Origin of the sequence: Mycobacterium alsense (assembly GCF_002086635.1) — a bacterium.
GTDB lineage: Bacteria > Actinomycetota > Actinomycetes > Mycobacteriales > Mycobacteriaceae > Mycobacterium > Mycobacterium alsense.
This window is the reverse complement of record NZ_MVHD01000012.1, coordinates 76,493-90,917: the sequence shown is the minus strand read 5'-3', so window position 1 is coordinate 90,917 and position 14,425 is coordinate 76,493. Positions and strand designations below refer to the sequence as shown.

At 60.0% G+C, this 14,425-nt stretch carries 9 protein-coding genes; 6 read left to right on the top strand and 3 right to left on the bottom strand.

Annotation, left to right across the window (positions count from 1 at the left end):
- Nucleotides 1–899: 899 nt before the first annotated feature.
- Nucleotides 900–1,433 (bottom strand): hypothetical protein, encoded by a 534-nt coding sequence (locus tag BST11_RS09930; protein WP_083137841.1) that lies wholly within the window; start codon nucleotides 1,431–1,433, stop codon nucleotides 900–902.
- A gap of 976 nt (nucleotides 1,434–2,409) precedes the next feature.
- Here BST11_RS09930 and BST11_RS09925 point away from each other — a divergent pair.
- The 5 genes from BST11_RS09925 to BST11_RS09905 all read left to right on the top strand — a co-directional run bounded on the left by BST11_RS09925 (nucleotide 2,410) and on the right by BST11_RS09905 (nucleotide 8,683).
- Nucleotides 2,410–3,468: a PPE family protein gene (locus tag BST11_RS09925; protein WP_083137790.1), complete on the top strand. Its 1,059-nt coding sequence runs from the start codon at nucleotides 2,410–2,412 to the stop codon at nucleotides 3,466–3,468.
- A gap of 795 nt (nucleotides 3,469–4,263) precedes the next feature.
- Nucleotides 4,264–5,307 (top strand): PPE family protein, encoded by a 1,044-nt coding sequence (locus BST11_RS09920; RefSeq protein ID WP_083137788.1) that lies wholly within the window; start codon nucleotides 4,264–4,266, stop codon nucleotides 5,305–5,307.
- Nucleotides 5,308–6,916: 1,609 nt separating this feature from the next.
- Nucleotides 6,917–7,432 (top strand): MarR family winged helix-turn-helix transcriptional regulator, encoded by a 516-nt coding sequence (locus BST11_RS09915; RefSeq protein WP_244897601.1) that lies wholly within the window; start codon nucleotides 6,917–6,919, stop codon nucleotides 7,430–7,432.
- A gap of 396 nt (nucleotides 7,433–7,828) precedes the next feature.
- Nucleotides 7,829–8,119, top strand: a complete 291-nt coding sequence (locus tag BST11_RS09910) for a hypothetical protein (protein ID WP_142276280.1) — start codon at nucleotides 7,829–7,831, stop codon at nucleotides 8,117–8,119.
- Nucleotides 8,120–8,263: 144 nt separating this feature from the next.
- Nucleotides 8,264–8,683 carry a winged helix-turn-helix transcriptional regulator gene (locus BST11_RS09905; protein ID WP_342351731.1) on the top strand — a complete coding sequence of 140 codons (420 nt, stop codon included), beginning with the start codon at nucleotides 8,264–8,266 and terminating at the stop codon, nucleotides 8,681–8,683.
- 109 nt (nucleotides 8,684–8,792) lie between these two features.
- Here BST11_RS09905 and BST11_RS09900 read toward each other — a convergent pair whose 3' ends face one another.
- Entirely contained in the window at nucleotides 8,793–9,449 is a 657-nt protein-coding gene (locus tag BST11_RS09900) for a DUF5642 family protein (RefSeq protein ID WP_083137840.1), read from the bottom strand.
- 1,457 nt (nucleotides 9,450–10,906) lie between these two features.
- Here BST11_RS09900 and BST11_RS09895 point away from each other — a divergent pair.
- Nucleotides 10,907–12,139 carry a hypothetical protein gene (locus BST11_RS09895; protein ID WP_142276279.1) on the top strand — a complete coding sequence of 411 codons (1,233 nt, stop codon included), beginning with the start codon at nucleotides 10,907–10,909 and terminating at the stop codon, nucleotides 12,137–12,139.
- Nucleotides 12,140–12,361: 222 nt separating this feature from the next.
- On the opposite strand, the gene BST11_RS09890 is transcribed toward BST11_RS09895, so the two are convergent.
- Entirely contained in the window at nucleotides 12,362–13,636 is a 1,275-nt protein-coding gene (locus BST11_RS09890) for a hypothetical protein (protein ID WP_142276278.1), read from the bottom strand.
- Nucleotides 13,637–14,425: the final 789 nt, after the last annotated feature.

Genomic DNA, 14,425 nt, shown 5'->3' with positions numbered 1-14,425 from the left:
GGAAAACTGGCATCCAAGCGCTACACATCAACAATGCGAACGTCATATCCATATCCTCATGCGGAATCCTTGGTAGTCATTGGAGGCGTAGCCATAACGCCGTGTGAACACTACCCAGTCGAGGGCAGGTGAATCGAAACTTATTACAGATCGCAAGCGAAATCGATCCGTCAAGCTTAGATGGTGGATGCCAAACAGCCGCTGCCGCAACAGAGATCGGCCACACTGCTTGCGGTCGAGCCGCCGCTTCCCCGCCATTTTGCAGCTCCTATGCAGGCCTGCACCGTGTGGCCGTGATTGCGACGCGCAATGGCAAGTCGCCGGCACTGCAGAACGCCGAAAATCGTGTGGGAAGCGACGGGCCCGCCTACATCGGAAAGGCAAGGCACCGCAGATGCGCATCTCGGGCCGGTATGTGTTTGCGATTCCCTCAAAGTTGCTGGTGAAACGAGCTCAGTCGAGTCTGAAGTATTTTCATATTGAAAATCTTTCAAAGCGTGCCGCTGGATGCGAACCCAGCGTGCACGCCGGACCACTAGTCTCAGCGGCAATGAGTCTCCTACGCCCTCCGTCCGCGCCAAGGGTCAGCTACCGGCCCAGTTGAAGCTCGGCGAATGGCTAATACGAGGTAAGGAAGTAAGGCGAGTTGGCATCCCAATGCGAAGCCTGCGGAGTTACACATAGGAAGCTATGGGAGTTGATTGGCGTCTGGCAGCGCCGTGCTTCGCACCTGGCATATTGGGGAGACACGGACGCCGCCAAGCAGCTTCGTTTCTGCGTCGACGAATTGGTTGAAGCAGCTAAGCCGAACGGTCGCTGACTCTCGCGGTTGCGCGGACCTGTGTGCTGGCAGGCGTGCTGGCTAATACCGTGCGGCGACGCCACGGCAGCTCGACCTGTTAGGCGAATGTGGCCTGCGCGCAAGTGCTCGGTGAGGTGACATTGACACCCGAGTACACGACCTGGATGTGCGTGCAGACGATGACGCTGATGTCGGTCTTGGGCTGGCCCGTCGACCAGTCGGCGGAGTCGATACGCCCAGTTGTCTGGTACTTATCCGGCGGCCCGTCGCCGAAGTAGACTGTCGTGATTTCATCGGAGCCCAATGCCTTATTTACCCGCTCGAACTGACCATTGGCGTGAGCGTCCAAATAAGCCATCCGGTTTGGCGATCGGACCTCGGTCGTCTGGCGCGCCCACAGGCTGGGCGGGAAACCGGTCACGCCGTCGAGAGTGCGCACGTCGGCCCCGACGGTGAAGTCGCAGTGGCCATCGGCTTTCAAGCAATTGAGGAAGGCGTGAGTCTCCAGTTGGTTGCCGCCATCTAGGGGAAACAGGGTGGTGGCAGTGTTGGTGGCCGCCAAGGACACGGGGGCGGGCGCGAATGTCAAGGTCGATCCGACGATCGCGAACCCCGCTACGATCCGCTTCACCTTGACCCCTTCCGGTTCGTCGATCAAACAATCTCGACTGGGCACCTGACGATCGTCCACGGCGGACGTCATTTGGATACCAGACGGAAATAAGCGACCCCAATAGATCGTATGATGTGGCGCGTCGGCCTGGGCCGCGAATCCCGTTGCGTGGCAGCGTTTTCAGCTCCGAAGCGCACATGAGCGCTACTCATGGGTAGTTTCAGGTTGAAGCTTGTGGGCTGCTGCCAGCGTTTGCTGGATCGATAAGTGTAGATGCGTATTCAGTAACTATAGAAGGCGAAGGCATTGCCAGACCTAGAAAGTCGCGAGCGGTTTCGTCAGTTTCCTCAAAACCGCATCGCCCCTTGGCCGCCCCTTCGGTACTGTTCCACACACGTCAGATTCTGGCTACCAGGCAACTCTCGGAGGACTGTAGATGCGGCTAGTGCTTCGCCTCTAATTTCGTTGCCCAACAGTATGAAAGGGAGCCCAGACCGGCCGATCGTCGAGGCTCACCGGTGACTCGGAGGGAGTTACCGGTGCCGGCTGAGCATACCGGTGACTCGCGGGGGCTGCTGCTGGTCCAAAATTCCCTTTCCTTGCCAGCGGCAGACGGGCAGCTTTCCCGCGGGGCCCCACCCTTGCGGGAATGCTGCCCGTACACCAGTTGCGGAGATGTCATCAAGGAGAACTTTGGTGCACATCATCGTCACGAGCGACGACCCTATTGTTCGGGAGGGGATTGAATGGAGCCGGGGCGCGACGCTCGCCAGTCACGCAGCCCGACGGGGTTTATCCCGCGAGGTTGGGGCGTGACGTTTCCGGCTGAGGATTCAGAATCGTTGAGTGAGACCGCTAAGGCCTTGTCCAGCATCTGCTTTTCGATCGCGGCCCACCAAGTGGCGGCGCCGGTACTGCAGCCAGATCGGAGGGGGCCTGGCGCAGACGTGCTCTTGGATGCGCGGCCTGAGTCGGCTGGCGTGGCATCCCTGTAATGGTGAACTTGTCGGTTCTTCCGCCAGAGGTCAATTCCACGCTGATTTACAGCGCACCTGGCTGGGAAAAGCTGGGTGCCGCAGCGTCAGAGTGGGAGTACTTTGCGGCGGGATTCTATTCGATAGCGGTTTCGTTTAAGGCGACGTTCGCGGGACTGATGACAAACTGGCCCGGTCCGGCGGGGATTTGGATGGCGGGCGCAACAGCGCATTACGCGTCGCGTATGACCGTGTTGGCGGCGCACGCGGCCGGCGCCTGCGCCAACGCCAAGGCTGCCGAAAAGACCTTCAAGGCCATGTTCGCCATGGCGGTTCCGCCGCTAGTGATCGCGGCCAATCGGTCCTGGCTCGCGACGCTGGCAACGAACAATCTGCTGGGGCAGAACACTCAGGCGATTGCCGACACCGAAACTCACTACTTGGAAATGTGGGCGCAGGACGCGGTGACGATGAACTGGTATGTAACGGCGTTCCACGGCGAAGTCAAGACATCGTTATCGACCAAGTCCGCGTCGCTGACCCCGACCTCGACGACTCCGACTGCCACTCTGACTGCCGCTGCCGCCCCCGACGGTGTGCCAACGATCTTTACCAGTCCGGTGACCGAAATACGTTGGGCCCTAAGTTCACTGATGGAAGGGGGATGGCTGCCCGACAACCTCGGCCACCTGCCCTCTGGGGACACCGCATCGCCGGGTCCGCCAGGCGCCGGACCAAACGATACCGTCAACACTTCGGAGCGGATCGCGATGTTCCCTGTGGGCATGTTGGCGCAGGCGGCCCAGATGTCCCCGACCGGCGCCGCGGAGTTGAGCGCCAGGAGCGCCGGGCTCTTCAACGGTTTTGGTCGGCTCGCCAACTGCGTCCCTGGGTTGGGGGCGGAGAGGGTGCGCGACCGGCCGATGGCGTGGGTTGCGGAGATCTCAGCGCAGATGGCGCGGGCATTTACATTGGGAACCTTGTCGATACCCCTCGCGTGGGTGTCGGCGGCACAAGAGCTCGGCCGCATCCCACAATTTGCCTCAGGCAGTCAGCCGCCGGGCCCGACCCTGCTCTGAAATGCGTTCCAATCAATACTGATCGAGTAGTTGGTAGCTGTGTGGGGTCTCGAATGGGGCAACCGATTTGCCGACCTTTCCTACGTGAATCCTCCTGTGCCGCAAGACATCGGTCGCAAGGAGACGGTCAGGCTACTGTACGGTAATTTCATCTTGAAACTCGATAGCCTTCGAGATAGTTCGCTATCTAGGGCAGATAGCATACCTAGCAAGGTGTTTCCAGGGGTTGAACCTTTGCTGAGCGCGGAGGCTGCCGGGGCAGCTTAATCACTTTGCTCATCTGAGGATCAACATTCTGGTGCGCCTTCTGTACGCTACGACAGGCGCCCAAAGAATGTTCGCCAACCATCAGCGGAGGTTAGGTGGAGACACTGGTGCTGCTACCCGTAGATCCGTTGCGCAAGAAGTGGAATAAAGCTTCGTCGCCGGTGGGGCGCTCGCTCCGACCGGTGACGCAGGGGTGCTGCTGCTGGCTTATTTACCTTACCCAAGCTGCCCAAGCTGGTAGCACCACCCGGCAGCTTTCCCGCAGTGTTCACAGTACCGCGGGAAAGCTGCCTCGCAGCTGCGCTCACGGACAGTTTGGCTTCGGCCGCCGAGGCTGGATGCCCGGTAGCAACGATCAAACTTGCTGAGCAGTCATCGGATTGAATAAGCGCCTGACATGACGATCGCAAAGTACGGATCGAAGGCTAGCGGATGATGCTCCAAGCTGGGCAGTCCGCCCGCGACCCTGATTTGTTATCAGTGACTGAGTCCGCCAACGCGGTTGCGACTGACTAGAAGTCGGGCGATGTGAGCTTCTCGCTTTTCCCTCCGGAGTTCAACACGGAGCTGGTTTATACTGCCCGCGGGTCGGGGCAGTTGAGTCTTGCCGCGTCCGCGTGGGATGTCTTGGCAGCGGGGTTGTGTTCGACTGTCGAGTCCCTTCGGCCGGCGATCTCTGCGTTGATCGCCATTTGGCCGGGGCCGTCGGTGCTTGAGATCGCTGGCGCCGTGGCTCAATATGCGTCGTGGCTCAACGCGACTGCTGCGCAGGTGGCTGACGTGGCTGCCAAGGCTGTGGCCGCGGCGGATGTACTGGAGACAGCGTTTGCGATGACCGTGCCACCGCAAGTGATCAAAGCCAACCGTGCATGGTTCAGAAAATTGGCAACAACAAATGTGTTGGGTCAGGATTCGCTGGCCGTGGCCGCAACGGAGGCATATTACCTCGAAATGTGGGCGCAGGACGCGACGACGATGAACGGGTATATGACCGCGTGGCGCGATCTGGTCAGGAGGTCGGCATACGGCAAGGCGACAGCTACGACGAATTCTGCGGATGCCCCGGCTGCAACGGATGGTGCTCCCGGCGCAGGCAGCATTCCGGCGCCGCGAACGAATACTCTTAACGAGATGCGCTGGGCGCTGAGTTCGCTTACGACGGCGGCGGCCCTGCCGGTCCATTGCGGCCAGTCAGGCCCATCGGGCAGCGTGCCGGACGGTAAGCACGCCGCGGAGGCGCTCAGCACCGCCACCGCGGCGGAGCATTTAGCGATGTACCCGATCAGCATTCTGGCGCAGGCGTCTCAGCTCTGCGAGGCCGACGCTACAGCGCTGAGCTGTACGCGCGACGCGCTGGACAACCGTCACGTTCAGCTCAACGCGCGCAGCGCACAGCCGGTAGCCGGACACCAACACCTAAGGGGATCGCCCGTCTCCGCACAGATGGCGCACGCGATAGTTTTGGGCGGCCTATCGGTACCTTCTGGCTGGCGGGTGCGACACCAGCAGGGCTTCGCAGTGACAGCTCGGCCTTCCCAGCTGCCAGCAGCGGAACCCAACATCGTCGTCTGAACGAGCATGCGGTCAGCCCTGCCACTGAGTGCTGACCGAATCACTCCACCGCTCACATAACTATCTGCTCACGTGCTTTCGGGGAGCAGCAGCCACGCATCGATCAGCAACGTTGCGCCTTAATGCCTTTCACGCAGCTGCTGCCGCCTGCCGTTGCCACGGCGTGGAGGGCTAGCTTTCAACCAGAGGCAATAGTCGTCGACCAACTGGTAGGTCAGGTAGCGACAGCCAAAAACACAGCTGGTGCTCAGGAGCGTCCAATGTTGCACATAGGCTTGAAGGTTCACGCGAGAGCGGTGGAAATGACCGCAAAGTTTGGCCACTGAGGATCTTTCCGCGAGCCGAAGGCGTCGGTGAAAGCCGCGCGCCCGCGTGCCGACAGCGTAGTGCCGGTGTCTAGCCGTGATGACCACTGGTCGCCCGCCCAAAGTTCCATGCGTGACACGTGTTAACCTCGGCCAAGCTGCTACCGCGTGCGGGTTGAGCTGGTGCGCGATCCGCTGAGCGACGGGACCCGTGGGAGGTCCAGCAAATGCTGGTAGAGCGGACGAGTGCCTGTTCTACGTGCCGCGCCAAGGGCCGACCTGATCGGCCCAGGCCTTTCGGCGAGCTAACGAAAATCTCCATGCTCCCTACCGGCCCGCGGCGAGAACCGTTGTCTAATGCCCATGCCGTGCCTCGGCATTGTGCCATGCGCTAAGTGAGTCATGAAGGGCCACCGCCGATTTCGTGTCGGACTCCACATCGTTACATTGTTACCAAGTGGCGCAGGAGATTTCGTCCCATTTCAAGCGCGCGTGCGTTCGCGATCTTTTGGGCTCGACAACCCAAATCTATTCAGCTCAAAGAAATTCCCTCAATTCGCGGCCGCGCACAGCCGCGACTGAACCGCCAATTGGCGCAGTGATGGGCCGTGCTGGCGTCGGGCCAGAGATCAAGTACCACAACATAATCCGGGAGGGGGCGAAACGGCGGTTTTCGGCAGACGTTCAATAGCGGCTACCCTACTCGGGTTACGCTAGCTGGCCACCGCTGAAGGGAAAAGCCTTACCCCGCCGTAATTTTGCCGGTAAAAGACGTTTGGACGGGCCTGGTCCGACGGTGCCGTCGACGGCCTCTTTAGGTTGAACGAATCATTCTCGGCTGCTGTCATGTTTACGGTGCACTTTGCACGGCCAGACCGAGGGATGGCGGATGCGTCCTGACGCTAGCTAAATCGCTCGCATTACAAGTACGACGAAGCCTGCCAACTCATTCGAGCCAGAACTGTATTAGATCGTGTTGCACATCTGACACCACTAGCTAATTCTAGAATCACCTCTGTACTGCTCCTGATCTGCGAGTTATGCTAATACGCACCGGTACGTGGCTATACACAGCGCCGTGTAGAACGCGTTCTAAAAAACTACCAACAAGTAACTATCGCCTTGAATCAGATACTTCAATCTGACAGTTTTCTATGGCGAGGCTGGAGAGCCTATGAACAGCGCAAAATCATCTGCTCTGCAGTTGCTGACCATCGTTCTTCCCTGGTGGATCCATGACAATCGCTGAGGCAACTGCCGTTTCAACTTCAGTGCGGCGGTCTGGTTGGATACCGTCCCCCGCCGTGGAGGAAACGAGTCCTGAGCCGCCAAAAATTAGTTTGCCGGGGCTCGATGACAGGGAGGAACGATGCTGGCAGGCGTTTCTGGAATCGTCGGCGCTCCTGTTGGAGACGTTGGACCGGCAACTGGTGAAAATGCACAACCTGACCTTGTTCGACTTCCTAGTGCTCCGCATGCTCGCCCGGGCCAATGGCAGCGGGTCGGCTCGGATGGGCGATCTGGCCGAAGCTCTGGCGGTCGGGCCCAGCCGGATAACCCAGCAAATTCGCCGCCTGGAATCGGACGGCCTTGTCCTGCGCAGCCGCAGCACCAGGGATAAACGCGGGGTGGTTGCGACCATCACCCGTGTAGGCCTCGCCCGGCTTCAACCCGCGACCAAAACCTATGCGGGACACATTCGCACGCACTATCTCGAGCAGATGTCACGCCAGCAGATGATCGCGATGGGCGACAGCTGTCGACGGATCAATCACCCGCTGAACAACTCCCAGATAATGGACAGGTACAAGCCGCTTTAGGCGTGTCACCTCGGGACAGCGTTCGTAGCGATTGACGTCGACAGTTTTGAGTACAACTGCGTCGTACCCCGAGGCGGAACTGCGAAATCCACAGGACGCGGAAGCCGATGCCCCACTCGCAGCTCCGCGCAGCACCACCCATACCGGCTACGGTCCCGGCAACGAAATGAACCGAGTTATCGTCGCCCGCAGATATTTTCGCTTTGAAATGTCGTCAAGATTGGACGCCGGACCTGACAACGTCGTCCACCTTGACCCGCTAATCTCAGCGGCTATGGAGACGATGCAGCAGCCCGCGTCGCCGATGCCGTTGCGGATCACGAGCGTCGGATGCGTTGGGCGGCAGGCTCCGTGCCGCGGAGCCAGTTCACTCCGCTCGGCCTGTGCAGGCTCCGTATGACCGATCAGTTCGTGTATGTGGTCACCACGGGCCAACCAGCGCGCGAATTTGACGTCGACTCGCTATGGACGACGCAGTCAGCCGCAGAAGCGCGATTCAAGGAGATCGTGCTGACGTGGTTCCTGTTCTTCGAGCCGGTGACCCTCCAGAAGTGGCCGCTCGACGCACCCGATGGCGGCGCTTTCGTCACCGAGATCTGCAGCTTGCGCCCGTCGACGGTACCGGATCATTGCGCCATAGATGAGTTGGTTGACGGCTTGATCGAACGCGGTCGCGCCATTACGTAAGGAATCCATGTCGAAGACGACAATCGGCTGTCTATCGGTTATTGGGTATGACAATTGACGTATCGTTATGGCGCCGAGGGACGCGCCGGCGACCGGCTGCAATGGCCTGCTCCGAAGCCGCCTCGCCCAACGAAACCCGTCCGAATGACAATGGAGTTGCTAGGGCAGCGGTGGATGCTGCGCGCCATTTGGGAGCTTCAGGCCGGCGCTCTACGATTCCTGGACCTACGTCAGCGCATGGACAACTGCTCATCGAGCGTGCTTTCTGAGCGGCTTCGACAGCTGTCGGCCTCCGGCCTGGTTGTTAAGAACCAGGCCGGAACGTGGCAGCTGACCGCCGCAGGCGCCGAGATTGGATCAGCGTTAGCGTCGGTGTGGGATTGGGCTGAAGAGTGGGATAGCGGCGGCTGTCGTCCTTCTACGCGGGCATCACTGCCGCGAACTGCCGTCGTACCCGACGAGTGGCATTCGACCCCGCTGGGTGGACGCACTTCGACACCAACCACGACGCAGATGCCCCGGACCAACCCGGACATAAGCAACGCCGACCGCGCAACGTCATAACACCCCATCGGGTACGCGCTACAGCTGCGACGTGACCCTTCGGGTTTTGCGGCGGAGCCAATATTCCGCTACTGCACCGTAGCTTTCGCCGTTCCAAATACGGCGGCGGTCAGCTCCGTACCGCGGCTACCGCTTTGACCAGCAAGTCGCGAGCGCGTTGTGTGTCGACAGGTACAACGGATTGATCGGGGTCTACAAGCGGATTGGCGACCACGGTCACTTGGAAGTCGCCGAACTGGGCGACGTAATCGTAGAGTTCGCCGGTACGCGTGGAGTCCTCGACATCCGCCTGCATGATGCGATGGGTGCCGAGGGTCCGCGCGCCGTCGATTTTTGGCGCATCGACCACGCCGATCCCGCCGCGTATCTTGTCCCCAGCGAAGGCGACCTTCTTGCATTGTTGTTGCGGGGTGTCGAACGGCAGCGGCTTGGACGTTTCTATGGCGATAATGACGAACCGGTTGCCGTTGCCTTCGGCGGAGATGGCTGCCATGCTGCCCTTCAAATCGGATGGGATGTCTTGTCCAAGCGCGGCTTTGGCGCATTGTGGTGGCTCAAACGTTAGGCCGGCGGGCAGCTGGTGGGGCGAGGCCAGCTTGGGATCGATGGGCCGTTTGGTGACCTCGATGACCTTGAATTCGGACCCAAAGGTCGACTTAAGCTGGCCGACCTTGCTGATGTCGCCCTTGGCTAAAGAGGAATCCGCATTCGAGGAACAGCTAGCGAGCATGCACACAGATGCGATCGCGAAAACCAGCTTTAGCATGCTGGCCAATGTACCCAACGCAGAGCCCCAGCGAGGCAAGTCGATGCTGTTTCGAGAAGGGGATCAGCGGCGAAATGCAATGGCAGCTGAGCGATCACGATGCGTCCCCTGACATTGGCTCCCCGGATCCGCCACGCCGCCCGGCGAGCCGTCGTACCGTCGTAGGTGCAATGCCCCACGCCAATCTCAAAAGCGATGGCATTGCGATATCAAGTTCGAAGACAGCAGCGCCCTCCAAGAGCGACACGTCGTTCCGGTCACCGCTCAGGTATCGCACGTTGATCACGGCGAGGCCGGCCACGCCGTCCAATGCGGCGGACGTCCTGGGTGACGAGGGGGCAGCATTCGCGACGCAGGACGGAGGCGACGTACAGATCGTTGATCCGCGACGGAATCTCGGGTCACGATAAGTACGGGCCGGTGACCGTCTGTAGTTGCGTCCAACGATGGTCACCGCGCTGCATCTGCCCAGTCGGCCCCGCGCTCGCCGGGGCTGTCAACGCCGCAGTAGGACCGGCAACGCGTCGTCGAGCACCGTGCCCAATGATCGTGACGTCACGGTTGCCAGCACCTTGGCCGCTCCGAGGGCGGTCGTCGATTATCACCGCCGTCCGCGTCGCGTCGTCGCAGCATCAACCTTTCGCGTCTGTGGTTGACGATGCCACGGGCAGGCTGTGGACGGTTCTCGGTGTTGCTGTGGGGTGACGTAAACAATTGTCCCGCAGAATGGTCGGCAAACGACCGTTGGAAAGCAAATTGCGTACTATCCGGCCGGGTGAGAATGCGGCGAGATATTATCGTCGATAATCGCGGCGATTATCACGCCCATGCCAGCGGTCCGCCGATGTCTACGGGTTACGGCAAGGGATATCTGCAATACTTGTCCACCGTCGGCTGAGGTGCGGGAGGGGGTCGGGCCTCCGCGTTCGATGACGAGGTTCCAGACCGGCGGATTATTCTCGCGCCTGATGCTTATCGCGCTCGCGCACTGTGGCTGTACCCATCGGTGGCCGCCAAGTATGCCCGCGCCTCCGGCGCATCGCGACTCCGCGGAAACCGGGAATGCCCGTCATCGGTCACGTTAGATGCGTTGCGCTACAACATCTTTAGTGGACCTGCGCGCTGTCAAAGTGTCGGGAATCACTAGCCCACACCGCTGAGCTGCCCCGGATTCACCTCCCATCGGGAAGCGTGCCGCGGTCGGTTGGCGGGAAGAAATATTGGAAGCTCGGCCGTACGAATCGATGGATCCAGGCCATACCCGAACGATATTCCACCCGCGTCGCTAAAGTCGCCTGTGAAATGCGGATGGCTCATTTATGAGCGTTCCGTCGCGAGCGCCCATATTCGGAGAAACGCGCACCGCCACAATGGCTGCTGAATGGCGTCTATTGGGCCGGTATTTCTCAGGTACGTTCACCTCACTCGATAGCCCGAAACACACAAAGGAGATGGTCGTGGACCTCGCCGCCCGCCGCCCCCACCTCAGCGCCGGCATCGCTTTGGCCAGCGCCGCCGTCATCGCCGCCGGCCCGATGACCCAACACCTACCCAAACTCGATGTCACCCAACACCTCCCCAAGGTGAGCGTGACCGACATCAACCTCACCGACGCCGCCAGCCCCATGATGGACCTGTTTTCCGGCGTGGAGAACGAACTGGCCTCGCTGGCGAGCGGGGCAAGTGCGGCCGCGCTCCCCGCCGCCTCAACCGGACTTCCTCTCCCCATTCAGACGTGGGTTGATACGTTCGCGACGGCGGGCACCAACCTGCAGACGATTTTTAATCGGTGGAGCCAGCTGCCATTCCCGGTGTTGCAGCAGGTCGGGGCAAACTGGCTCAGCTATGCGGGGATCTACGTCGGGGCATACCAAACCGCCGCGAAGAACGCCGTAAACTACTTTACCTCGACAAAGCCGGGGAATTTTCAGCCGCTCCTCCAGACGGCGCTCACCGACTACCAGAGTGGCAACGTGTCCGGCGCAATTGCGGCCTTATACACCGCGCTCTACAACAATGCGTTTGTACAAATGGGTCAGCCGCTAGAAAACATTACCACCATCCTCGCCAACATGACGCATGAGCTCTACAACGGGACCAACTTCCTGTTTGGACCCGCCTCACCTTTCCTGACTGGCGTAGGTACTTTTGGTTTGTTTGATCTGCCCAACGACATTCAGTCGGGTCTGGGCACGAGTCTTCAAGCTGCTTTCAATGCGTGGACCACCGGGGACGCGGTCGGAGCAGTGGCGAATCTGATCAACACCCCCGGCGCCGTGGCAAATACTCTCCTCAATGGAATCAACGGTAACGGCGGCGTGCTGAGTGCTTCCCCGACCAAGCTGGTTACTCCGTCTGGACTGCTAAATTGGGGACTGAATGCCTTGGGGCCGCAGCTCTCACAGGCGATCGTTGCTCCCGGGGCGGTGCAGATTGTAAACGGCAATTTAGCCCAGGGCTTCAAGCCCGGCGGCAGCCTCGCTGGGGCACTCCAAGGATTCGCGAACCAGCTGCAAAATGGCTGGCCATCCCTGACTCCTGTGGTCAACGACCTTAATGCCGGACTGACGCAACTCCTGCAAACCATTCCGTCGGTGTTGTCGAATCTCCCATCGCTATTGGGCCAAGCCGGCGCATGGCTGACAAGCAATATCGGCCTGCTGATCTCCAACCTTCTCAAGCTCCTCTGAGTCCGGTGAAGGTCGCCGAGACGAACTGGTGACGTCCAAAACGGCGATCGGCCCCCTGCGCGAGTTATCTAGCGGAGGGGGCCGATTGTCATCGAGCTGGGCGGTCAACTCAGATCGCCCATCGCATCTTAATGTGTGTGATGTAGGTCGGGCCCCCTTCTTGTCGAAGGGGACCCGACTCTTTCTTGCGTTCGCGTTTCGCCGCGGCTGCTGTCGCTGAGGCTAGAGCAGCCGCAGCAGGTTGATCAGCAGCGTTCCGATCTGGGATGCGAACGCGCCGGCCATGCTGCCCAAAGAGCCAAGACCCGACATGACGGATGACGCCGTGTTTTGAAGCAGGGAAGTCAACTGACTACCAATACTTCCGAGACTCGAGGTCAGGCTCGTAATGAGATTGGCCGCGGGGGTTGGCAGGCCAGTCAAGGGTGGCCACCCATTGATCAACTGATTCGCGAAGTTTTGCAGTGCCGTCGCGAGGCTGCCGCCTTGCGCGATGTTTTGCGCGCCGGGCGTCACGATTGCTTTGGCAAAGTTGGGCAGCAGCGTGTTTACCAAATCATATGTTACACCTTTGCCCTTGAGTGTTTTGAAGAAAAACGCAGGGCTGCTGAGTAAGCCACCACTGGGGGGCTGTAAGCCAGGATGGGCCGAGAATCCATTGAGGAAAGCATTTGCGACCACACCAGGCGTGTTAAGCAGATTGGTGACCGCTCCGATTTGATCCCCGGCCGTCCATGAATTGTAGACTGCTTGAAGGCTGGGACCGAGCGATTGCGGGATCGTGTTTGGCAAGGTAAGTATCGCATCCGACCCGAAACCTGTCCGAAAAGGTCCGTTCAAATAGGTCATTCCATTTGCAAGATTTTGCGCCATTTGCGTGGGGATGTTTAGTACGTCCTCGAGTGGCTGCAACATCCAGATTACTGGAGTCGCATAAATGGCTTGGTAGACGTCGTTCACCGCGCCCGTTATATTGCCAGACAAGGCGGCGCTCCACGCGGTTTGCAGAGCCGGTATCAATGGCGGCGCCCCGCTCGGCCCGAGGCCAAGGAAGTAGTGGAGGGCGCCACTTGCGGCATTCTGATAGGCGCCGACATATTCGCTGGCATATTGCACCCCGTTGGCGGCGATCTGCTGCACTACCGGGAAAGGAAGCATGCTCCACGTGTTGTAGATGTACTGAAGGTTCATGCCAGCGTTCTGGAAGGTAGTGACCCACGTTTGGATGGGGTCAACGGCATTGCTGACAACGGCGGCGGGCACCGCGGCCGCGCTGGCCCCGCCGGCGAGTGAGGCGAGTTGATTTTCGATCCCGGCGAACAGGTCCATCATGGGGCTGGCGGTGTCGGTGAGGTTGATGTCGGTCACGCTCACCTTGGGGAGGTGTTGGGCGACGTCGAGTTTGGGTAGGTGTTGGGTCATCGGGCCGGCGGCGATGACCGCCGCACTGGCCAGGGAGACCCCGGCGGTGAGGTAGGGGCGGGCGGTGAGCTCCACGACCATCTCCTTCGTGTGTGTTCTGGGCTGTCGAGTGAGCTGAACGTACCTGAGAAATACCGGCCGAAAGCAGGCCATTTTTCAGCCATTTTTGCGCGGGTTATCGAACAAAATATTGGCGAGTCGTGAGACATATATACAGTAATCCGCGCTGATTTTAGTTTTGATTGGTGCGGCACGGGTAAATTAGGTCTCTAATTTGCCGGTTCGTATCGGCCGGCTTTCCATATTGCAGCGCGCGAACGCGGAGCCGCATTGCTCTCCAGCCCGAGTTGAGTCCGAGGCTGACCCTCGGTGTGCGCACGCGCCCCGTTTGGCACGATGACACGACCGCTAAAATGTTGCAGTGCAACGGATGCGTCGTGATAGCCCCTCGGTGCCGGGCACATTCCGCTGGGCCGAGTGTACGAGAAGCGTGGCCTGCCCGAACTGCCCGCGATGGCCCGATGGACGCGCGGTACACGAGTGTAATAACAGCAGACGAGAAATGACCGGCCGCCTAGACAGCCGGTTATCAAAGACGGCGACGCCGACCCATCCCACTTCTCAACTGCGGTGGAAGGGCATTCCAGAACGTCCCATCCTGCATGTCATCAACATCCGCGGACGTCCGGCGCGTAGCCGATAATCCCTCGATAATCGATGGCGTGATCTCTTTCCTCTCCCGCACCACCCGGCGGCGATATGAATTTCTTTTCGACGGTCGTTTGCCCACGATTTGTGCACCACCATTGTGTACGCCATCACGCAGCAACCCCACACCCCCGGTCCGAAGAGCCCCGCCGGGGC

Excerpts from the sequence above, each read along its gene's own strand:
- BST11_RS09900 (WP_083137840.1), bottom strand. The coding sequence starts at position 9,449 with ATGCTAAAGCTGGTTTTCGCGATCGCATCTGTGTGCATGCTCGCTAGC.
- BST11_RS09925 (WP_083137790.1), top strand. The coding sequence starts at position 2,410 with ATGGTGAACTTGTCGGTTCTTCCGCCAGAGGTCAATTCCACGCTGATT.
- BST11_RS09910 (WP_142276280.1), top strand. The coding sequence starts at position 7,829 with ATGACCGATCAGTTCGTGTATGTGGTCACCACGGGCCAACCAGCGCGC.
- BST11_RS09905 (WP_342351731.1), top strand. The coding sequence starts at position 8,264 with ATGACAATGGAGTTGCTAGGGCAGCGGTGGATGCTGCGCGCCATTTGG.